Here is a 21,053-nt window from a genome sequence, read left to right on the forward strand (position 1 = left end):
CCGGCCGCTGCTGCGGCCGGCCCTCTGCTGTTCACTCGGACTACTCCTTTGGACTGCTCCCGGCGGACGCCGCTACTTGCGGCCGATGAACCAGTCCTGCAGCTTCTTCAGCCGCTTGTTGAGCTGTTCCTCGTTGGCCTGGGCCACGGGCGGTCCGCCGCAGATCCGGCGCAGCTCGCTGTGCACCACGCCGTGGGGCATGCCGGAGCGGGCGGACCAGGCGGAAACGTTCTTTGCCAGCTCGCCCCGCAGTTCGGTCAGCCGGCGGTGGTCCACCACTTCGGGGGCTTCCGCCGGGGCTTCCTCAGCTGCGGCACCGGCACGGCGGCCCCTGCGGGAAAGCTGCTCGTGCTGGCGCTGGCGCAGCAACGTGCTCATCTGGTCCGCGTCCAGGAGGCCGGGGATGCCGATGAAATCCTGTTCCTCCTCGCTGCCCAACGCACCGCCGGTGCCGAACTCGCCGCCGTCGAACAGTACGCGGTCGAAGGACGCCTGGGATTCCAGGGCTTCGAACTTCTGCTTGGTCAGCTCGCCGGAGGCCTTTTCCTCACGGTTGGCCGCCTCCATCAGGCTGTCCTCGAGGCCGAAGCCTTCCTCCTCCAGATGGTTGTCCGGGCGGTCCAGTGCGTGGTCGCGTTCGACTTCCATCTGGTTGGCCAGCGCCATCAGGTTCGGCACGGAGGGCAGGAACACCGACGCCGTCTCGCCGCGCTTGCGGGCACGCACAAAACGTCCCACGGCCTGTGCGAAGAACAGCGGGGTGGCGGTGGAGGTGGCATACACGCCGACGGCGAGGCGCGGCACGTCCACGCCTTCGGACACCATCCGCACGGCCACCATCCAGCGCTGGGTGCCGGCGGAGAATTCCTCGATCTTTTCCGAGGCCTTGGCATCGTCGGACAGGATGACCGTGGGTGATTCGCCCATGATCTTCTTCAGCCAGCCTGCGTAGGCACGGGCGTCGTCGTGGTCCGTGGCGATCACCAGCCCGCCGGCGTCGGGCACGGACCGGCGGACCTCCGTGAGGCGGCGGTCCGCTGCGGCCAGCACGGCAGGAATCCACTCGCCGGTGGGATTCAGGGCGGTGCGCCAGGCCTGCGCCGTGATGTCCTTGGTCACCGCGGCTTCACCAAGCGATGCGGCCATCTCGTCGCCGGCACTGGTCCGCCAGCGCATCTGCCCGGAATAGGCCATAAACATCACCGGGCGGACCACGTGGTCCTTCAGCGCCTGGCCGTAGCCGTAGGTGTAGTCCGCCTTGGAACGGCGGATGCCGTCCCGGTCCTCGACGTACTCCACGAACGGGATGGCGGCGGTGTCCGAGCGGAACGGCGTACCCGTGAGGGAAAGCCGCTTGACGGCCGGCTCAAACGCTTCGCGGATGCCGTCACCCCAGGACAGGGCGTCACCGCCGTGGTGGATCTCGTCCAGGATCACCAGGGTGCGGGCGGCCTCGGTCTTGGCACGGTGCAGCATCGGCTTGGACGCGACCTGCGCGTAGGTGACGGCCACGCCGATGAACCCGTGCCCGTGCCGTCCGTCGGCGTTCTTGAAGTTCGGGTCGATGGCCAGGCCCACCTTCGCGGCGGCGTCGGCCCACTGCCGTTTCAGGTGGTCCGTGGGGGCGACAACGGTGATGCGGTTGACGATTCCACGCTCCACCAGCTCGTTGGCTACGCGCAGGGCGAAGGTGGTTTTACCAGCGCCCGGGGTTGCGACGGCGAGGAAATCGCTGGCATTGGATGCGAAGTACTTCTCCAGGGCCTCTGCCTGCCACTGACGCAGCTTCGGGGCGGTGCCCCAGGCGGCGCGTTCGGGGTAGGCGGGCGGCAGGGACGCACCGGCGCCGAACAGGGTTTCGGAACTCACGCGGGAAACGCAACCTTTCTCATTGCTCGATTGGTTGTTGCCGTGCGGGCACCGGACGGGCGCAGCGCTGAGCGACTGCGCACGGGCGCAGGCGTAAACACATAGGTCATGCAGGCATCAGGACTAACTGCCTTCGCGGAGGAAGGCTGGGAAACGGAGCGAGCAGAAAATCGGCCGGAGAGGACGAACTACTTCTTGCCCTTGGGGTTGTCGCCTTCGGGACGCAGGCCCTCGTAGATTTCCTTGCAGGTGGGGCAGACGGGGAACTTCTGGGGATCCCGGCCGGGCGTCCAGACCTTGCCGCAGAGAGCAATCACCGGCTCGCCCGAAAGCGCCGATTCCATGATCTTTTCCTTGCGCACATAGTGGGCAAAGCGCTCGCTGTCGCCGGGTTCCAGCTCTTCGCGCAGTTCTTCGCGCTCGATGGTGGCCGTGGACGTACCGTTGTCATCCAGGCGGCGGGGATCGTTTTCGAAAGGATCGGGAGGCAGGCTCATGCGTTCCATCTTAGTACCCGCCGACTATTTGTTGATGGAGACCTGCTGCAGCAGTTCCGGCCCGCGCGCGTCCACCCACCGCCCGCCCAGCCGGATCCCGAGGATCAGCACCGCCGCACCCAGCAGCAGTCCCGCGAGCAGAGTCACAACACCCCAGAGAGTGCTTTCCAGAACGACGGCGGCCACTCCCGGAATGAGCACAGGCACCAGCAGCGCGAAGGTCACCAGGCTGAAGGCGCCCTGCACCAGCAGGGCCCGGCCGGTGGAACCGGGCGGGGTCTTGAAGGCGTTTTCCCCGGGCAGCGGCACGTTGTAGGTGTAGCGCGCGGACACCGCGCTGGAGACTCCCAGCCCGATCATCAGCGCGGCCAGGGAAACCCCCAGTACGGGGGCTATGAGGTCCGCGTGCCCGGTCAGGGCCGCCGGCAGGACGGCTGCGGCAAGCACGGCCGGCACGCTTACCACCGCGCAGGCCAGTGCCCGGCCGGCGCGGTCGGCCCGCCCGGACACACCGGTGGCCAGATGCAGGGCGAACGCCGTGTTGTCATAGGAGACGTCCGCGCTGATGGAGAAGCCCAGCATAAAAGCCACCAGCGGCCCCAGCATCAGCGGTACCATCAGCCCCGCCTCTGCGCCGGCGTTGTTTCCCGCGAACAGCAGGACCACAACGAGCAGCGGGACGATAAGCAGTGAAGCGCTGTAGCGGGGGTCGCGCAGCCAATAGATCAATGCCCGCGCGGCCACCGCTCCGGTGGGAGTGGCCGGGAAACGCGAGAAGAGCCCGAGCCCCGCGCTCTTCCGGCCGGCTGCAGACTGCGGCGGGCTGACCAGCGCCCGCAGCAGCAGGGCCTTCCAGGCCAGTACCAATACCGCCAGAAAAGCTACAGCGATAAGTGCCTTGGCACCGGCGGCGCCGTAATGGCCGAGTGCAATGTCGCCGGGTACTGCCCAGACGGCGCCCAACGGCGTCCACGCGAGCACGTCGGCCAGGCCCGGAAGGAACTCTGCGCCGGCCCGGATCCCGTCGGCTACACCGGCAATGATGGGCCCCAGCAGCACCAACGGGATGACCAGCAGCAGCCCGGTAAAGTCGCGGAACCTGCGCGAGCCGGTCAGGGAGACGGCTGCGGCCACGGTAACGCGCGCGGCGATCAGGCAGGTGAAGACCGCCACCACGGAAAGCACCAGTGCCGCGGCCAGCGCCCCCGGAAAGCGGTACCAGCTCGCCGCCTGCGCGAGTACGGCCAGCAGCATGGCGGCCCCGGGAATACCGATCAGCCCGCCCGCGGCCAGGCCGGTCAGCAGCTGCGGGGTGGGAACGGCATAGGTGGTGAAGCGTGCCGGGTCCAAGGTCAGGTCCAGGCCGGAAAACACCACCGGGATCAGGGCCCAGCCCGCAACCGCTGCGGCTCCGGCCAGGATGACCGCTGTTCGGGCCGCCGCCGGATCATCCCCCACGATAAACAGAGCCGCGATCAGCACGGCCAGGATACCCAGCGCATAGAGCGCACCGAGGACAATCCCGACCAGCTGCCAGGGACTGCGCTTCAATGAGTTGCGCAGCAGCAGGAACTTTAGCCTCAGGAGGTGCGCAACCATTCCAGCCCCTCCGAGTGGGTCCGGCCGCCGACCAGCGACACAAAGCGGTCCTCCAGGCTGGCGTCACCGCGGACCTCGTCCACCGTTCCTGCGGCCAGCAGGTTACCGCCGGCAACCACTGCGACGTGGTCACACATCCGCTGGACGAGGTCCATCACGTGGCTGGAGACAATCACGGTTCCTCCGGAGGAAACGTATCCGGAGAGAATGTCGCGGATATTGGCCGCAGAGACCGGGTCCACCGCCTCGAACGGTTCGTCCAGGACCAGCAGGCGCGGGGCATGGATCAAGGCGGACGCCAGGGCTACCTTCTTCGTCATACCCGCGGAGTAATCCACCACGAGCTTGCCCGCGTCAGCACTGAGGTCCATGGCGGCCAGCAGGTCCTTGGTGCGCGTCCGGACCGTCTCCCGGTCCATCCCGCGCAGCAGTCCCGCGTACGTCACCAGCTGCTCACCGGTCAGCCGGTCGAAAAGGCGGACGCCGTCCGGCAGGATCCCCATCAGCCGCTTGGCCTCAAGGGGGCGGGCCCACACATCTGTGCCGTGCACCCATGCGGAGCCCGCGTCCGGACGCAGCAGCCCGGTAGCCAGGGAGAGCAGCGTCGTCTTGCCGGCTCCGTTGGGGCCCACCAATCCGTAGAAGGAGCCCTGCGGCACGTCCAAGGTGATGCCGTTGACGGCCGTCTTGGAACCGAAGCGCTTGACGAGGCCGCGCACGGACAGCGCCGGGACGGAATCCGGTAGTGATGTCATGGGCCCAGCCTATCCACCCGGCGCCGGGACGTCCTCGGCCCAAAGGACCAATTCAGCTCCCCTCCGGACCGCGGCATCAGTCGCGGGGACTAGCCTGTCCGGCTAGAAGGTCCCGGGGCGTGCGGCGCGCTCGTACTGCGGCACCCAGGGCAGCTTGGCGTCCAGTTCGGCCGCTGCACGCATCCACCAGTGCGGATCCCGCAGGGCGGCACGGGCTATGAGGACCGCGTCCGCGGAGCCGGCCTGCAGGATCTCCTCCGCCTGCGTGCCGGAATCGATGAGCCCGACGGCGGCGGTAGGCACGCCTGCGCCGTGCCGGACCGCTTCGGCGTACTCCACCTGGTAATTCGGTGCCACGGGAATCACGGCCCCGGGAACGGCGCCGCCGGTGGAAACGTCCACCAGGTCCACTCCCCGTTCCCGCGCGGCCCGTGCCAGGACCACCGAGGACTGGGCGTCCACTCCCCCGGGCACCCAGTCCGTCGCGGAGATCCGCAGCAGGAGCGGCATGGAATCGGGGATGACAGCACGTACCGCATCGATGACCTCGAGGGTCAGCCGGTTCCGCCCCGCCTCGTCCCCGCCCCACGCATCGGTGCGGGTATTGACCAGCGGGCTGAGGAACTGGTGCAGCAGGTAGCCGTGCGCGCCGTGGATTTCGATGGTGTCGAAGCCCGCGTCAACCGAGCGGACAGCCGCGTCGGCGAAGTCGCGGATTACCTGTCGGATACCCGCTTCATCGAGCGCGGCGGGAGCCGCGTAGCTGCCGAACGGGTCCGCCGTCGGGCCGACGGTCTGCCAGCCGCCGTCGGACAGTGGAACGCTGCCGGTCCCGGGGGCGAACGGAGCATAGGTGGCGGCCTTGCGTCCGGCATGGGCCAGCTGGATGCCGATACGCGCCTGGACGGCGCCGTGCCGGTGGACAAAATCCGTGATGCGCTGCCAGCCGGCGGCCTGCTCCTCGTTCCAGATCCCGGCGTCCTGCGGGCTGATCCGTCCTTCCGGCTGAACTGCTGCGGCCTCGGTGATGATCAGGGCAGCCCCGCCGGCGGCGAAAGAGCCCAGATGCATCAGGTGCCAGTCATTGGGTACGCCGGGCGCATTGGCGGGGTCCGAGGGATCTACGGCGTCCGCTGAATACTGGCACATGGCGGCTACCCATCCGCGGTGGGCCAGCTCCATTCCGCGCAGGGTGATGGGGTCAAAAAGCGATGCCGTCTCCATGGAAAAAGCCGCGCCGCCTAGAACAGTGCCCGGGCGAGGGCGGAACGGGCCTTGGTGACCCGGGGATCGGCGATGCCCACCACTTCGAAGAGGTCCAGCAGCCGCAGCCGGGCGGTTTCGCGGTCTTCGCCGTGCACCCTGCCGATCAGGCCGGTAATCCGGCGGAAGGCGTCCTCGACGTGCCCGCCTGCAATGTCCAGGTCCGCGACGGCCAGCTGCGCCTGCACGTTGTCGGGCTCTTCCGCGCCTGCCCGGCGGACGGCCTCCGCATCGGCATCACGCAGCCGGGCCATGAGTTCCACCTGCGCAAGGCCGGCTTTCGCTTCCGCATCGGCCGGCTGCTCGGCAAGGGCACGGCGGTAGGCGGCAGCCGCGGCGTCGTAGTCCTCGGCGTTGATGGCGTCAAAGGCCTCCTGGTGGAGCGGAGACAGCGGCGCTTCCGGCGCCTCTTCCGGAGTGCCGCCTTCGAGGGTGCCGTTGACGCCGTTGGCGGCAGCTACCTGCATCAGCTCGCCGACCAGGGCGCGGATCTGTTCCTCCGGCATCAGCCGGTCCAGGAGCGGCACCGGCTGGCCCTTGATCACCGCTGCCACGGTGGGCACGGCGACGGCGGAGAAGGCCTGTGCAATCTGCGGGTACGCTTGCGCGTCCACGCGTGCCAGCAGCATCCGCCCGTTCTGTTCCACGGCGATGGACGCCAGGATTGCGGACACCTGCTGCGAGTCGGGGCTGGCATCGGAATACAGGTCAATGACCACCGGAACTTCAGCGGAAAGCTGGACAACCTGGGGGAAGGTCTGTTCCGAGACCTGCACCACGAACGGCGACGTCGCGGGAGCGGTTCCGGGGGCAGCGCCACCCGGAGCGGCTCCACCCGGGGCCGCCGGGGCGGTGGGGGCCGCGGGCGCTGCCGGGGCCGCGGAACGTGCCTTGAGTGCGGAGAGGTCAACTGCACCCCGCAGGTTCATGGAGGAGGGGGCTGCCGGTGACGGGCGATGGTTCGGTGTGCTCATTTCATCACCTTATTACGCCGTGCCCGTCCACCGGCAAGCCTCACGCTTTCCGCTACTTGAGGTTGGCGGACAGCAGTTCCTGCGCTGCACCCACTACCAGGGCCTGGCCGGTGCCGCCGGAAGCCGGAACGTAGAGCATTACGGCTTCGCCGTGGGTGACGTCGATGCCCTTGTCGGTGTTCGTCTCGCCGGTCAGTGCCTGGTAGACGGTACCTTCAAGGTTGACCGAGTCGCCGGCTTCCTTGGGTGTGCTGGAGAACGTGTTGGACAGGTAGCCGAACACGATGGCCCCGCCGTCGGCGGTCCGCAGTGCGTACGTTTCCTTCGGATCCGCAGCGTGCTGGAACGTGTTGGTGGCGAACTCATTCTTCGGGTCGCTCTGCACCTGCTGCTGGAACTTGACCACGTCCTCGCTGAACCGGTTGGCGCCGAAGGTGTCCTTCATTTCACCCTCCGGATTGGTCAGGGAGTCCGCCAGCGCAGCGACGGCGTCCTGCGGCGACATGGCCAGCCCGTTGTCCGAGTCTGCGGGAATCTGGGCCGAGCCGTCGGTGGCAGCGGGCGGCTGCGGGAACGTGCTCGCGGGCAGCATCTGGACAGCGGAAACGAGCTTGTAATTGTCCCTGGCCGACTCCTGGACCAGCAGCAGCGCCTGGGGCACCGGGTTCCCCTCGCCCTGGGTCACGGCGACGACGGTGCGCGGCCAATCGGCAGCGGTGCCGATCGACTGGGTCCGCAGCGTTTCGGCAGCCACCGGCACCGGGGCTTCATGATCGGCGGACTTCGCAGCCACCGCGTAGTTCGCTGCACGCATGGCGTAGGCGGCCCCGCCGACGCGCGGCGTCAGCATCGATGCGTCCTTGGCTGCGTCGCCCGCCTCAACCGTGCCGGCCACGGAATCCAGGATGCGGGTCAGCTGGGAGTCCACGATGACCGGCTGGCTTCCGGCGGACTCGTCGGCCAGGGCCGCTGCGGGGACAGAGCCCGCTGCCAGTACGGCGGCGGCAGCAGCGGCCAGGAAGGCCGGACGACGGCGGCGGGAGACAGCGGCGGCAGTGAAGGCCGACGTCGTTCCCGAGACGCTGGGCTGCCTGTCAGCCGTTCCGGCATCCGGACCGGCACTGCGGCGGCTGCTGCGCCGCGGACCGTCGGAGCCGCTGCGCAGGAAGGCAAGGGCCAGGCCCAGGACGGCCAGCAGGGCACCGATGACAATCAACGGCACGGCGAACGGGCGGGTGGCGTCGTTCTCCCAGGTCAGGGTCACGTCGGCGGGTGCGGGAGCGGTGCCGTCCGTGGCGAGCAGGATCCGCCAGTCGCCTTCGCCCGGCGCTTTCCAGTCGTAGGACAGTTCGCCTTCACCGGACTCTTCAACGACCCAGAGATCGGAACCGGCTGGATTCGGAGCGGTCTTCCCGGTCTTATCGGTGCCGACTGCCAGGGACGAGCTGTCCTCTCCCGGAGTGAGCCGGGCGGCGGCGGCGTCTGCCACCCAGGCCTGGACATCGTTGGCCCGGCCGACCGCCAGCGTGAAGGGAGCATCCGAACGGACGGTAATCTCCGTGCCGTCGGAGTATTCGGCCAGCAGTTCCGGTTCCAGTACGGTGACCACGGCGTCCTCCGCGCCCTCGGCTTCCATGGAAACCGACTGGGTCTCGGGGGGCGCCCAGAATGTGCGCTGGCCAATGCCTATCAGCATCAGCAGCACCCCAAGGACGATCAGCGGAACTGCAAATTTGTTTCGCACAACTTACCTATCTTCAGTCTGGGCAAATGACATGGCAGGGCGGCGGATTTTCCGGGCCGGCAGGCCCGAACGCGGGCTCCGGAATGCGGCGGCTAATTCGCAGCTGGTCATTGATGTCCTGGCACTTGATAACCCAATGGTAACGAAATCCCATCAGAGCACCCATTCGGGCGATGCCCCCGAGCGGTAACCGCCGCATGTGCCTAAGGGGAAAGCGGTTTCTGCGGCGCGTCGGCTGGTAAGGTTTCGGTTCGTATCAGCAGCCCAATCAGGCAGAGGAGAAACGCGCGAAATGAGCGACAACGAGGACGTGCCCGTCCACGCGCCGCTCCCCGGCCCTGCGGACAAAAAACCGGAGGGCGGGAATGCAGCCGGGGGAAATACGCCCCGCACCCCTCTGCCCGGATTCCTTTCCACGGCTGCGGACCGCGTGCGCTACAGCCTGCGCCACGGTGTTCCCGGAGCCCGGCCGCGGCCGCGCTTCGAATTCCCGCCCGAGGACGCCGCGGGACCGGAGATTACGGTCGACGACGACGTGCGGCTTCCCGATGAACGGCTCAGCATCAGCGGCGGCGGACAGGGGCATGACGCGGAAGGGGGGAGCCTGCGCGCCCACCCCATCTACTTCGGTTTTATGCTCACGGTCGGCGTTGGCCTGGCCCTGCTGCTGTTCTTCGTCATCACCAATGTCGGCGAGCTGCTGGTCTGGATCGGCGCTGCCCTGTTCATTGCCCTGGGGCTGGATCCGGTGGTCCGCTGGCTGGCCGCGCGGCGGATCCCCCGCCCCGCCGGCATCGCCATCACCGTACTGGTGCTCGCCGGCGTCGTCACGGCCTTCTTTGCGACACTGATCCCCACCATCGTCAGCCAGTCGACCGAAATCATCGCCAACGCTCCGGGCTACATCAACAACTTCCTTGCCTCGGATTTCTTCGTCAACATCGACAAGCAGTTCCAGATCCGTGACCGCATCGAGCAGGAAGTCGGCAGCTTCTTCTCCAACAGCTCCGCCGTGGGCGGCATTTTCGGCGGGGTCCTCAGCGTGGGCACGGTGATTGCCAACGGTTTGTTCGGCGCACTGATCATCCTCGTCCTGACCCTCTACTTCCTGGCTTCGCTGCCGTCGATGAAGAAGTGGGCCTACCGGCTCGCCCCGCGCAGCCGCCGCCGCCGGGTGGAGGCACTCTCAGAGGAAATCACCGGCAGCGTCGGCAACTACGTGATCGGCCAGGGCCTGGTCGCGATCCTGGACGCCACCTATGCCTTCATCGTGATGACCATCACCGGCGTGCCGTTCTCGGTACTGCTGGCCTTCCTGGTGGCACTGCTGGCCTTCATCCCGCTGGTGGGCCCGCCCATAGCGCTGGTGCTGGTCTCGCTGGTGGCCCTGACCGAGGGCTGGCAGACGGCGGTGGTTTTCGCCATCCTCTACATGGCCTACCTGCAGTTCGAGGCGTATTTTGTCTCCCCGCGCGTGATGCAGCGGGCCGTGGCGGTGCCCGGCGCCGTCGCCGTCATCGCCGTGATTGCCGGCGGCAGCCTGCTCGGCGTACTGGGGGCGCTGATAGCCATCCCGACGGCGGCCGCCACCCTGCTGCTGCTCAAGGAAGTCTTCATCGCCCGGCAGGACCGGCAGTAGCCCCTCAGTACCTGCGGCGGATCCGCCAGCAGTGGTTGTGCCAGTGCCGCCGGCCCTCGACGGCAGTCTGGCGGCCCAGCAGCGAGTCCTCCTGCCACACCACCAGGTGCGCGGTTCCGGGCGGGATGACCTGCCCGCAGCCGGGGCACCGGTAGTCCTTTGCGGCGTTGCCGGCCGTGATCTGCCGCACCGACCATTCGCCGTCGGGACCGCTTTCACGGCGCGGAATACCGGCACGCGTACGTTCCAAATCCCCCTCCGGCGGGGCGGACGCCCACTTGCGGCGGGCGTTCCGGCCGGCAGCGCTGCCGGCGGCAGGCGTGCGGCGGGGATGGTTCGAACGGGGCATAGAAGTCATTTTGCCGCAGTTCAGCCGGTAAAGTGCAACTGTGCGTTTAGTAATAGCCCGCTGCTCCGTTGACTACGTCGGCCGCCTCCGTGCCCATCTGCCCCTGGCCGTAAGGCTGCTTATGGTGAAGGCCGACGGTTCCGTCCTGATCCATTCCGACGGCGGATCCTACAAACCGCTGAACTGGATGAGCCCGCCGGCCACCATGCGCAGCGTGGAACCGGACGAGACGGACGCCGAAGCCGGCGTGACCGAAGTCTGGAATGTCCAAAGCGCGAAGACCGACGACCGCCTGATCATCAGCATCCACGAGCGGTTCTCCGATGTCTCCCATGACCTCGGAACCGACCCGGGCCTCATCAAGGACGGCGTGGAAGCGGACCTGCAGCGACTGCTGGCCGAACAGATCAACCGGTTGGGCGAAGGCCACACGCTGATCCGCCGCGAATACATGACGGCCATCGGCCCCGTGGACATCCTGGCGCGCGACGCCACGGGCGCCACCGTGGCCGTGGAGCTGAAGCGCCGCGGAGACATCGACGGCGTGGAGCAGCTGACCCGCTACCTGGAACTGCTCAACCGGGACCCGCTGCTGGCTCCGGTCCGCGGTATTTTCGCCGCCCAGCAGATCAAACCGCAGGCCCGCGTGCTGGCCGAGGACCGCGGGATCACCTGCCTGACGCTCGACTACGACGCGATGCGCGGCGTGGATGACCGGGATTCCCGCCTCTTCTGACTCCCCGCCCCGCTCCCGGCCGCCGGGCAACATGCCTAGAATCGGTGCATGAACCCCACAGCGCGCAGCCGGGACCGCGGCTACCTCCGCGGCAGCCTGCTGACCCCGGACGAGCTGGTTCCCGACGGCGCACTCGCGTTTGTCGGCGACCGGATCACCTACGCCGGCCCGGCCAGCGGTTTTGACGGCGCCGGCTGGCCGGAGCCCGCGCACCTGCCGGCCGGGTCGCTCATCCTTCCCGGACTCGTTGACCTGCACTGCCACGGCGCAGCGGGAAGCGATTTCACCACCTCCGACGCAGCGGGAATCCGGCGGGCAGCTTCCTTCCTGCATTCGGCGGGAACCACCACGTTGCTCGCCAGCATGGTAACCGCGTCCCGTCAGGACATGCTCGCTGCCGCCGCCCGTCTCGGCGCCCTGGCGAGGGAAGGACTCATTGCCGGAATCCATGCCGAAGGGCCCTTCCTGTCCCCGGAGCGCTGCGGTGCGCAGGACCCGAAGTTCCTGATCCCGCCGGACCCCGGCTTCGTGGATGAGCTGCTTGCGGCCGCGGACAGCGAACTGGTCACCATGACCTATGCGCCTGAACTGCCCGGAGCAGATGACCTCGTGGACCGCCTGGTCCTCCACGGCGTGACGCCTTCGCTGGGGCATACCGCCGCTGCGGACCCCGTTGCTGCCGAGTCGCTGGAGTCCGCCCGGGACGAAATGGAAGAAGCCGGTTTCGGAGGCTACGCTCCCCGGCCCACGGTGACACACCTGTTCAACGGCATGGACCCGCTGCACCACCGCTCCCCCGGCGCCGTCGCAGCGAGCCTGCGGGCCGCACGGAGCGGAGCGGCCGTAGTGGAGCTGATCGCCGACGGTGCGCACCTTGACCCCGCACTCGTACGCACCGTCTTCGAGCTCGCAGGAGGCGCCAACGTGGCCCTCGTGAGTGACTCCATGGCGGCCACCGGGCTTGGCGACGGCACCTACCGGCTTGGGCCTGCCGGCGTTGTGGTGGGGAACGGGACGGCCCGCCTGCCCGACGGCACGCTGGCCGGCGGCACGGCCACTCTGCTCCAGTGCGTACGCACGGCTGTCGCTGCCGGTGTGCCGCTCGCGGAAGCAGTGGGCGCAGCCACTGCGGTACCCGCGGATGTGCTTCGGCTCGCCGATGAAGTAGGTGCCCTGCGCCGCGGCCTGCGGGCCGATGCCCTGGTGGTCTCACCGGACCTGGAGCTGCACGCAGTCCTGCGCTGCGGAACGTGGCTGCCGCGCTGAAAAAACACGGTAAAAAAAGTTCCAAATATTTCGTTTCGAGCATTGACCAGGCATTTCGGTTATGCAACGCTGTTACCAAGTCTTTGTGTAGGTGTTTTTTCATGCTCGCAAGACCGTTGCGAGTGAGAAGCTCCTCAAGGAACTGCTGAACGGCAAGAACTTGGGCTTTCTTGCTTCAGTAACATATCCGGCACGGACTGTGCAGGTAAGTTCCACATTATGAGGAGAAACAAATGGCTCAGGGTACCGTCAAATGGTTTAACGCCGAAAAGGGCTTCGGCTTCATCACCCCGGACGACTCAGACGGCGATGTCTTCGTTCACTACTCCGAAATCCAGACCAACGGATTCAAGACCCTCGACGAAAACCAGCGCGTTTCCTTCGAGATCGGCCAGGGCGCCAAGGGCCCCCAGGCCACCGGCGTTACCGCCCTCTAGGGTATAACCCAAAAAAGGTTCCGCTCTTTCTTCCGCAAGGAAAACAAGGAAAGCCCCCGGCAAATGCCGGGGGCTTTCCTTGTTTTCCATTCGCTTTCTTACCCGCGGCTTACATACCCACGGCCTACTTACCCGCCGCCTACTTACCCACGGCGGCGGACTACGTTCGCACCGAGACCCCGGAGATTCTCCATGAATCTTTCATATCCGCGGTCAATATGGTCCACGCCCCGCACTTCAGTGGTTCCGTCAGCAGCCAGGCCTGCTATGACAAGGGCCGCGCCGGCCCGGATGTCGTTGGCAACCACCGGTGCACCGGAAAGCAGCTCGACACCCTGGATCAGGGCGTGGTGCCCGTCCAGCCGCACCACTGCTCCGAGCCGCGCCAGTTCGGAGGTGAAGCCCCAGCGGGCCTCGAAAACATTCTCGGTGACCATGCCCGAACCGTTCGCGACGGCGTTGAGGGCCACCACGAAGGGCTGCAGATCGGTCGGGAATCCGGGGTACGGCAGTGTGGACACGTTGATGGGCTCGGGACGGGCCGGTCCCTTCACCGTGAAGCCGTTCTCCCCCGTGCTGACTTCGCACCCCGCCTGGGTGAGCTTGTCCAGAACCACTGCCAGAGCTGAGGCATCCGCGGAGCGCACCTCGATCTCGCCGCCGGTGATCGCTGCGGCGAAGGCCCAGGTGCCGGCAACAATCCGGTCCGGCACCACGCGGTGTTCCACGGGGTGCAGCTCCTGGACGCCGTCGATGATGAGCGTGTTGGTGCCCACGCCGCTGATCCGGGCCCCCATGCTGTTGAGCATGCGGGCAATGTCAGTGATTTCCGGTTCCCGGGCAGCGTTATCGATCACCGTGCGTCCGCGGGCCAGAGTGGCGGCCATCATGAGGTTTTCGGTGGCGCCGACGGACGGAAAGTCCAGGATATGGTCCGCTCCGTGCAGGCCTTCCGGGACCGAGGCCACCAGGTAGCCGTGATCGATGCCGATCTCGGCACCCATGAGTTCCAGTCCGGCGCGGTGCATGTCCAGTCCACGGGAACCGATGGCGTCTCCACCCGGCAGCGCCACCTCTGCCCGCCGGCAACGGGCCACCAGCGGGCCCAGCACGGAGATGGAGGCCCGCATGGCCCGGACGAGGTCATAGTCCGCCTGGTGGCCCAGCTCCTGCGGTACGTCCACGGCAACGGAGGCGGCGTCGACGTCGTAATCCACCGAGCATCCCAGCCGGCGCAGCAGCTCCGCCATGATCCAGACATCCTGGATGTTGGGGACATTCGTGATGACGGACCGGCCCTGCGCAAGCAGCGTCGCCGCCATCAGCTTCAGGACGCTGTTCTTGGCACCCGGGACAGTGACGGCTCCGCGAAGGGTGGACGGGCCGGTAACAACAATGACGTCTTCCATTACTCCATAGTAGGGGGCCGGAGCAGGCACCCGCGGGGCGGCAAAAAGGGGCAGCAAAAAAGGCACAGGGAGAATTCCCTGTGCCTTCTAAGCAAGACTCTATTGCCCGGCCCGGCGCTAGCGCCAGGTACCGATGCCGACCACGGGGCCGGCTTCCACCCATGAAGACAGGCCGGTGTAGGCCTCGTATTTCATGGCCACCAGGATGATGCTGCCCTGGTAGTTCAAGCTGACGACGACGGCTCCTGGCTGGATTCGGGCACGCTCAGCCTCGGTGGGCTCCCGCCAGCCGGCCATTTCCAGCGAACTGCGCAGGAAACGGTACGGCGGACGCGGACTCAGCGAGACCAGGCGCAGCCATTCCAGATGGGTGTCCGTATAACGGCAAACCCCCATCCGCCACCCCGCAGGGGGGAGGCAGATGGAGGCATCGAAGGTCCCCAGGGCGCGCCGCAGCTGGCTGCGGCGCACCCCGAAGAGCACTACTGCAAGGACAAGCAGCCCAAAGAGGGCGGCCAACGCAATGAACACATAGGAGCTGTCCATCGGAAGGAGTCAGCGGGTCCCGGCGGTTGCTTCGTTGGTCACCTTGGCATTGTCGGCCACGATGACCACCCGGTTGTTGTCCACGGAGAAGAATCCTCCGTCAACGCTTACCTCAATGCGGGAACCGGACACCGGTTCGATGGCCAGTCCGCCCTCTGCCAGGATGGCCAGCACCGGTGAGTGCCCGGGAAGGATCCCGATCTCGCCGTCGCTGGTGCGGGCCTTGACCATCTTTGCCGCTCCCGACCACACGAAGTGGTCGGCAGCAACAATCTCAACTTCGAGTTCAGCAGCGTCCGCCATGGGGCTCACTTCCCGGTCTGCTCTTGGATCTTCGCCCACTGACGCTCAACGTCATCCATGCCCCCGACGTTGAAGAACGCCTGCTCGGCAATGTGGTCAACGTCGCCGTCGCAGATGGCCCGGAAGCCTTCGATGGTGTCCTTGATGGAAACCGTCGAACCCTCAACGCCGGTGAACTGCTTGGCGGTGTAGGTGTTCTGGGAGAGGAACTGCTGGATGCGGCGTGCACGCGACACGACGATCTTGTCCTCTTCGCCGAGCTCGTCGATGCCGAGGATGGCGATGATGTCCTGCAGTTCCTTGTTCTTCTGGAGGATCTGCTTGACGCGGATGGCCGTGTCGTAGTGCGCCTGGCCGACGTACTGCGGGTCGAGGATACGCGACGTCGAGGTCAGCGGATCCACGGCCGGGTACAGGCCACGGGAAGCGATTTCACGGGAAAGTTCCGTGGTCGCGTCCAGGTGGGCGAACGTGGTGGCCGGGGCCGGGTCGGTGTAGTCATCTGCAGGCACGTAAATGGCCTGCATGGACGTGATCGAGTGGCCCTTGGTGGACGTGATGCGCTCCTGCAGCAGACCCATCTCGTCAGCCAGGTTCGGCTGGTAGCCCACAGCGGAAGGCATGCGGCCGAGAAGGGTGGAAACCTCGGAGCCTGCCTGCGTGAAGCGGAAGATGTTGTCGATGAAGAGAAGCACGTCCTGGTTCTGCACATCGCGGAAGTATTCCGCCATGGTCAGAGCCGACAGTGCCACGCGGAGGCGCGTTCCCGGCGGCTCATCCATCTGGCCGAATACAAGGGCGGTGTCCTTCAGGACGTTCGCCTCTTCCATTTCAACCCAGAGGTCGTTGCCTTCACGGGTACGCTCGCCGACACCGGCGAATACCGAGGTACCGCCGAAGTTACGGGCAACACGGGTGATCATTTCCTGGATCAGCACGGTCTTGCCGACACCGGCACCGCCGAACAGGCCGATCTTGCCGCCCTTGATGTACGGGGTGAGAAGGTCAATCACCTTGATGCCGGTTTCCAGCATCTCGGTGGAGCCTTCAAGGTCCGCGAAGTTCGGAGCCGAACGGTGGATCGGCCAGCGCTCGGTGATCTCCAGCTGGTCTTCGGTAACGTCGAGGGGCTCGCCCAGGACGTTGAAGATGTGCCCCTTGACGCCGTCGCCTACGGGGACGGAGATGGGAGCACCCGTGTCGTACACGGCAGCGCCGCGGACCAGGCCGTCGGTGGCCTGCAGGGAGATGGCACGAACGAGGTTGTCACCCAGGTGCTGGGAGGTCTCGAACGTGATGGTGCGGGTCTGGCCGTCGAGCGTCAGCTCGGTGGTCAGGGCGTTGTAGATGGTGGGGATTGCGTCAGCCGGGAATTCGACGTCGACAACCGGGCCGATGACACGGGCGATACGGCCGGTGGCACCCGAGGCTACGGAATCAGATCCGTGCTCGACAGTTTGGGCAGTCATCTCTCTCACTTCACTCAGTTAGATGGCGTGTGGACTAAGTTTTTTATGCGTTGGAACTTATCTTCGAGCGGGGCAGGCTAGGAGGCGCTGAGCGCGTCCGCACCGGCTACGATCTCGGAAAGTTCCTGGGTGATTTCGGCCTGACGGGCGTTGTTGCGAAGTCGCGTGTACTTCTTGATCAGGTCCGTGGCGTTGTCCCCTGCGGACTTCATGGCGCGCTGGCGGGCAGCAAGCTCGGAAGCGGCGGCCTGGAGCATGGCTGCAAAGATGCGCGACTCGATGTAGCGCGGCAGCAGTGCGTCCAGGACCTTTTCCGGCTCGGGCTCGTATTCGTAGAGAGGCAGGAACTCAGCGTCTGACTGGGCTTCTTCCTCCACTACCTCCAGCGGCAGCAGTCGGATGACCGCAGGTTCCTGAATAACCATGGACTTGAAGCGCGTGTAGACGATGTGGATTTCGTCCACGCCGCCGTCTTCGTAGGCCGTGTTGAAGTCATCGAGGAGTGCCTTGCCGATTTCACGGGCTGTTTCGAACTCGGGTGCGTCGGTACCGCCGGTCCAGACCCGTTCCACTGAACGGTTCCGGAATTCGTAGTACGCCTGCGCCTTGCGTCCAACAAGGTAGGTCTTTACTTCCTTGCCCTCGTCACGGAGCAATTCATTCAGTGCTTCGCCCTGCTTGAGGACACCGGCGGAGTACGATCCGGCAAGACCGCGGTCGGAGGTCATGATGACCACGGCTGCGCGCCGGATCTGCTCCGGTTCGGTGGTCAGCGGATGATCGATCTCCGACTGGGATGCCACAGCAGAAACGGCACGGGTGATCGCATTGGCGTAAGGCAGTGACGCAGCCACACGGGTGCGCGCCTTTCCAATGCGAGAGGCAGCAATCAGCTCCATCGCCTTGAAGATCTTCTGCATCGACGTGGTCGACGCGATCTTCTGGCGGTAGACCCGAATTTGGGCTCCCATACTCTTCCTTTCAGTTCCTAGCGTTGAAGCTAGGGGCTAAGGCAATGGCCTAAGGTTCCGCTGCCGGGCGCACGGCCCGGCAGCGGAACTTCAAAGCCGCTAGCGCTTCTGCTTGACGATCTTTTCCTGGTCTACGGCGTCCTCGTCCAAGGCGGAGGTAGCTTCGTTGCCGGCGGCGACCATGCGGTCGTCACCTTCGCCGAAGAAACCCTGCTTGAACTTGGTGATGAGGCTCTTCATCTCATCAACCGTGGAGTCCTCGAGCTTGTTCGTCTCGGCCAGGACGGTCATGACGGACGAGGAGTGGCGTACGTGTTCCAGGAACTCGGACTCGAAGCGGCGGACGTCCTCAACGGGAACATCATCCAGGTAGCCGTTGGTGCCCATCCAGATGGAGACAACCTGGTCTTCCACCGGGTACGGGGCGTACTGGCCCTGCTTGAGCAGTTCCATGAGGCGTGCACCGCGGGTCAGCTGCTGGCGGGAAGCCGCATCCAGGTCCGAGGCAAACATGGCGAACGCCTGCATGTCGCGGTACTGGGCCAGTTCCAGCTTCAACGTACCGGAGACCTTCTTCATGGCCTTCTGCTGTGCAGCACCACCGACGCGCGAGACGGAGATACCGACGTCGACGGCGGGGCGCTGGTTGGCGTTGAAGAGGTCCGACTGGAGGAAGATCTGGCCGTCGGTGATGGAAATAACGTTGGTCGGGATGTAGGCCGAGACGTCATTTGCCTTGGTTTCGATGATCGGCAGACCGGTCATCGAGCCGGCACCGAGCTCGTCGGAGAGCTTGGCGCAACGCTCCAGCAGGCGGGAGTGCAAGTAGAAGACGTCGCCCGGGTAGGCTTCGCGTCCCGGCGGGCGGCGCAGCAGCAGCGACACGGCACGGTAGGCTTCAGCCTGCTTCGACAGATCATCAAAGATGATCAGGACGTGCTTGCCGCCGTACATCCAGTGCTGGCCGATGGCCGAGCCGGCGTACGGTGCCAGGTACTTGAAGCCGGCGGGGTCGGATGCCGGGGAGGCCACGATCGTGGTGTACTCCATGGCGCCCTTGTCTTCCAGCGTCCGCTTGATTTCAGCGATCGTGGAAGCCTTCTGGCCGATGGCTACGTAGATGCAGCGAACCTGCTTCTGGACGTCGCCGGAATCCCAGTTGGCCTTCTGGTTCAGGATGGTGTCAACGGCAATGGCGGTCTTACCCGTCTTGCGGTCACCGATGATCAGCTGGCGCTGGCCGCGGCCGATCGGGATCATGGCGTCGATTGCCTTGAGGCCGGTCTGAAGCGGCTCGTGGACCGACTTGCGCTGGGTAACGCCCGGTGCCTGGAGTTCCAGTGCACGGCGTGCCTCAGCGGTGATCGGGCCGAGGTCATCCATCGGCTCGCCCAGCGGGTCGACAACGCGTCCCAGGAAGGCATCGCCTACGGGTACGGACAGGACTTCACCGGTGCGGTGAACTTCCTGGCCTTCTTCGATACCGGCGAAATCGCCAAGTACAACGACACCGATTTCACGGGTGTCAAGGTTCTGGGCGAGGCCCAGCGTGCCGTCCTCAAACCGAAGCAGCTCATTCGCCATAACGGAGGGCAGGCCCTCCACACGGGCAATGCCGTCGCTGGCGGTTGTTACGCGGCCAACTTCAACGCGCTCTGCGTTTCCGGGTTCGTAGGACGCCGCGAATTCATTCAACGCATTACGGACGTCGTCGGCGTTGATGGTCAATTCGGCCATCTGCAGTCCCTGCTCTCCTATGTTGTGATCATCGCGTAAGTGCCGATGACCGTGATTGGTTCTCAAAAATTCTGAAGGCCGTTTAGGGCCGTCAAGGTGACTAGACAGCGAGCTTTCGGCGAAGTTCAGTCAGGCGCGTCGTAACGGTGGAATCAACTACTTCATCCCCCACTGTGACACGAATGCCGCCGAGAATCGCCGGGTCCACATTGACGTTGATCTTCAGCTCGCGGCCATACAGTCCGTTGAGAGAGGACTGCAGACGCTTTTGCTGTTCCTGCGTCAGCGGACGGCTGGACTGCACTTCTGCAATCCACCGCTGCTGGCGGCCGGCTACCAGTTCCGCGAAGCGAGCTACCAGTGCTGCCGGACGCAGTCCGCGCGGGGCGGTTACTGCCTGCGTGACCAGCACCTTGGCTTCGGCTCCCATGCCCGGCACGAGCTTCTGTGCCAGCGTGGCCTTGGCCGAGGCGGAGGCCTGCGGTTCCTGCAGCGCACGCTGCACCTCATGGTTGGCTGCAACGGCCTGGTTGAAGCGGAACAAATCGCTTTCCAGTGCTTCAAGGCCGGACAGGCCGGGACCCTTGTTCTCCGCTACAGCGGAGACAACCGTTGCACCCAGGGTTTCCAGGGCATCGCCCAGGTCACGCGAAGTGCGCCACCGGGACTCCACCAGAGAAGCAACCAGCTGCTCGGCGTCGGACGAAACCTTGCCGCCGACCAGCTTGGAGACCAAGGCTGCCTTGGCAGAGGCTTCACGAGCCGGATCCGTCAGGGCACGCATGAGTCCAGCGTCGCTGTCCAGCAGGCCCAGAATTCCAAAGAGTTCCTCGGCCAGGGACAGGGTTGCACCGGGAAGCTTTGCTTCCAGCTTCTCCTGCGCCGCGGCCAGTGACTCGCTCGATATACCTGCCATTACTTAACCGCACCTGCGTTCTGGGATTCCAGGTCGTCAAGGAAGCGGTCAACCACACGGGCGGCACGCGCATCGTCTGCGAGGGACTCGCCGACGATCTTGCCGGCCAGCTCGGTGGCGAGCGTCCCCACTTCGCTGCGGAGGGAAACGACAGCTGCCTGGCGTTCCGCTTCGATGGCGACGTGGGACTGTTCCATGATGCGGGCGGATTCGGCGCCTGCCTTGGCCTTCAGGTCAGCGAGGATCTGGGCGCCTTCGGCGCGTGCTTCCTCGCGGATCCGGTTGGCCTCGGTACGGGCGTCGATGAGCTGCTGCTTGTATTCATCCAGGGCCGCGCTGGCTTCAGCCTGTGCGGCTTCGGCCTTCTTGAGTCCGCCTTCGATGGCCTCGGTACGCTCTGCATACGTCTTCTCGAACATCGGGACGACGAACTTGACGACGATGTACATCAGCACGGCGAAGCCAAGCAGTGTTACGAGGATCTCCCAGATGTTTGGGATCAGAGGATTCGCGCCTTCTTCGGCGGCGAGGATTAGTGCCTCGTTCATTTCAATCCGTCCTATCTACTTGGTTG

The 21,053-nt window shown here is 65.8% G+C and carries 20 protein-coding genes; 4 read left to right on the top strand and 16 right to left on the bottom strand.

The window, feature by feature from the left end; genetic code table 11:
• Positions 1–72 precede the first annotated feature (72 nt).
• The 7 genes from N2K99_RS11165 to N2K99_RS11195 all read right to left on the bottom strand — a co-directional run bounded on the left by N2K99_RS11165 (position 73) and on the right by N2K99_RS11195 (position 8,701).
• Positions 73–1,869 carry a DEAD/DEAH box helicase gene (locus N2K99_RS11165; RefSeq protein ID WP_227933191.1) on the bottom strand — a complete coding sequence of 599 codons (1,797 nt, stop codon included), beginning with the start codon at positions 1,867–1,869 and terminating at the stop codon, positions 73–75.
• Positions 1,870–2,057: 188 nt separating this feature from the next.
• A complete protein-coding gene (locus tag N2K99_RS11170; protein ID WP_227918249.1) occupies positions 2,058–2,366 on the bottom strand; it encodes a DUF3039 domain-containing protein in 309 nt (102 codons plus the stop codon).
• 24 nt (positions 2,367–2,390) lie between these two features.
• Positions 2,391–3,965 carry a transporter gene (locus N2K99_RS11175; RefSeq protein ID WP_227933190.1) on the bottom strand — a complete coding sequence of 525 codons (1,575 nt, stop codon included), beginning with the start codon at positions 3,963–3,965 and terminating at the stop codon, positions 2,391–2,393.
• Positions 3,947–4,720, bottom strand: coding sequence for an ABC transporter ATP-binding protein (locus N2K99_RS11180; protein WP_227933189.1), 774 nt, complete (start codon positions 4,718–4,720; stop codon positions 3,947–3,949). The genes N2K99_RS11175 and N2K99_RS11180 overlap by 19 nt, the downstream gene beginning before the upstream one ends.
• Before the next feature lie 102 nt (positions 4,721–4,822).
• Complete coding sequence (locus N2K99_RS11185; RefSeq protein WP_227933188.1) at positions 4,823–5,944, bottom strand: NADH:flavin oxidoreductase/NADH oxidase; 1,122 nt, start codon at positions 5,942–5,944, stop codon at positions 4,823–4,825.
• A 17-nt stretch (positions 5,945–5,961) separates the two neighbouring features.
• On the bottom strand, positions 5,962–6,957 hold the full coding sequence (locus N2K99_RS11190; RefSeq protein ID WP_227933187.1) for a co-chaperone YbbN: 996 nt from the start codon (positions 6,955–6,957) through the stop codon (positions 5,962–5,964).
• 52 nt (positions 6,958–7,009) lie between these two features.
• Positions 7,010–8,701 carry a hypothetical protein gene (locus N2K99_RS11195; protein ID WP_227933186.1) on the bottom strand — a complete coding sequence of 564 codons (1,692 nt, stop codon included), beginning with the start codon at positions 8,699–8,701 and terminating at the stop codon, positions 7,010–7,012.
• Between the two features lie 292 nt (positions 8,702–8,993).
• Between N2K99_RS11195 and N2K99_RS11200 the strand changes: the two genes are divergently transcribed.
• Positions 8,994–10,340: an AI-2E family transporter gene (locus N2K99_RS11200; RefSeq protein ID WP_227918255.1), complete on the top strand. Its 1,347-nt coding sequence runs from the start codon at positions 8,994–8,996 to the stop codon at positions 10,338–10,340.
• 4 nt (positions 10,341–10,344) lie between these two features.
• Here the strand turns inward: N2K99_RS11200 and N2K99_RS11205 are convergent, their stop codons facing one another.
• Complete coding sequence (locus N2K99_RS11205) at positions 10,345–10,689, bottom strand: hypothetical protein (RefSeq protein WP_227918256.1); 345 nt, start codon at positions 10,687–10,689, stop codon at positions 10,345–10,347.
• Positions 10,690–10,729: 40 nt separating this feature from the next.
• Between N2K99_RS11205 and nucS the strand changes: the two genes are divergently transcribed.
• The 3 genes from nucS (at position 10,730) to N2K99_RS11220 (ending at position 13,128) form a co-directional block, all read left to right on the top strand.
• Positions 10,730–11,425 carry an endonuclease NucS gene (nucS, locus tag N2K99_RS11210; RefSeq protein ID WP_227918257.1) on the top strand — a complete coding sequence of 232 codons (696 nt, stop codon included), beginning with the start codon at positions 10,730–10,732 and terminating at the stop codon, positions 11,423–11,425.
• A gap of 48 nt (positions 11,426–11,473) precedes the next feature.
• On the top strand, positions 11,474–12,691 hold the full coding sequence (locus N2K99_RS11215) for an N-acetylglucosamine-6-phosphate deacetylase (RefSeq protein ID WP_227918258.1): 1,218 nt from the start codon (positions 11,474–11,476) through the stop codon (positions 12,689–12,691).
• Between the two features lie 233 nt (positions 12,692–12,924).
• On the top strand, positions 12,925–13,128 hold the full coding sequence (locus tag N2K99_RS11220; protein ID WP_146361532.1) for a cold-shock protein: 204 nt from the start codon (positions 12,925–12,927) through the stop codon (positions 13,126–13,128).
• 143 nt (positions 13,129–13,271) lie between these two features.
• Here the strand turns inward: N2K99_RS11220 and murA are convergent, their stop codons facing one another.
• From murA to N2K99_RS11260, 8 genes are all read right to left on the bottom strand, one after another.
• Positions 13,272–14,537, bottom strand: coding sequence for a UDP-N-acetylglucosamine 1-carboxyvinyltransferase (murA, locus tag N2K99_RS11225; RefSeq protein WP_227918259.1), 1,266 nt, complete (start codon positions 14,535–14,537; stop codon positions 13,272–13,274).
• A 117-nt stretch (positions 14,538–14,654) separates the two neighbouring features.
• On the bottom strand, positions 14,655–15,083 hold the full coding sequence (locus N2K99_RS11230; RefSeq protein ID WP_227918260.1) for a DUF2550 domain-containing protein: 429 nt from the start codon (positions 15,081–15,083) through the stop codon (positions 14,655–14,657).
• A gap of 9 nt (positions 15,084–15,092) precedes the next feature.
• Positions 15,093–15,386, bottom strand: a complete 294-nt coding sequence (locus tag N2K99_RS11235) for a F0F1 ATP synthase subunit epsilon (protein ID WP_227918261.1) — start codon at positions 15,384–15,386, stop codon at positions 15,093–15,095.
• Positions 15,387–15,391: 5 nt separating this feature from the next.
• A complete protein-coding gene (atpD, locus tag N2K99_RS11240; protein WP_227918262.1) occupies positions 15,392–16,855 on the bottom strand; it encodes a F0F1 ATP synthase subunit beta in 1,464 nt (487 codons plus the stop codon).
• 77 nt (positions 16,856–16,932) lie between these two features.
• The gene (locus N2K99_RS11245; RefSeq protein ID WP_227918263.1) at positions 16,933–17,826 is read right to left on the bottom strand and encodes a F0F1 ATP synthase subunit gamma; all 894 of its coding nucleotides are present in this window, start codon (positions 17,824–17,826) and stop codon (positions 16,933–16,935) included.
• A 99-nt stretch (positions 17,827–17,925) separates the two neighbouring features.
• Positions 17,926–19,563, bottom strand: coding sequence for a F0F1 ATP synthase subunit alpha (gene atpA, locus N2K99_RS11250; RefSeq protein WP_227918264.1), 1,638 nt, complete (start codon positions 19,561–19,563; stop codon positions 17,926–17,928).
• Between the two features lie 100 nt (positions 19,564–19,663).
• Positions 19,664–20,479, bottom strand: coding sequence for a F0F1 ATP synthase subunit delta (locus N2K99_RS11255; protein ID WP_227918265.1), 816 nt, complete (start codon positions 20,477–20,479; stop codon positions 19,664–19,666).
• Positions 20,479–21,027 (bottom strand): F0F1 ATP synthase subunit B, encoded by a 549-nt coding sequence (locus N2K99_RS11260; RefSeq protein ID WP_227918266.1) that lies wholly within the window; start codon positions 21,025–21,027, stop codon positions 20,479–20,481. Before N2K99_RS11260 ends, N2K99_RS11255 begins: the two co-directional genes overlap by 1 nt.
• Positions 21,028–21,053 lie beyond the last annotated feature (26 nt).

The sequence above is a fragment of the Arthrobacter sp. zg-Y1110 genome (assembly GCF_025244865.1).
Taxonomy (GTDB): Bacteria; Actinomycetota; Actinomycetes; order Actinomycetales; family Micrococcaceae; genus Arthrobacter_B.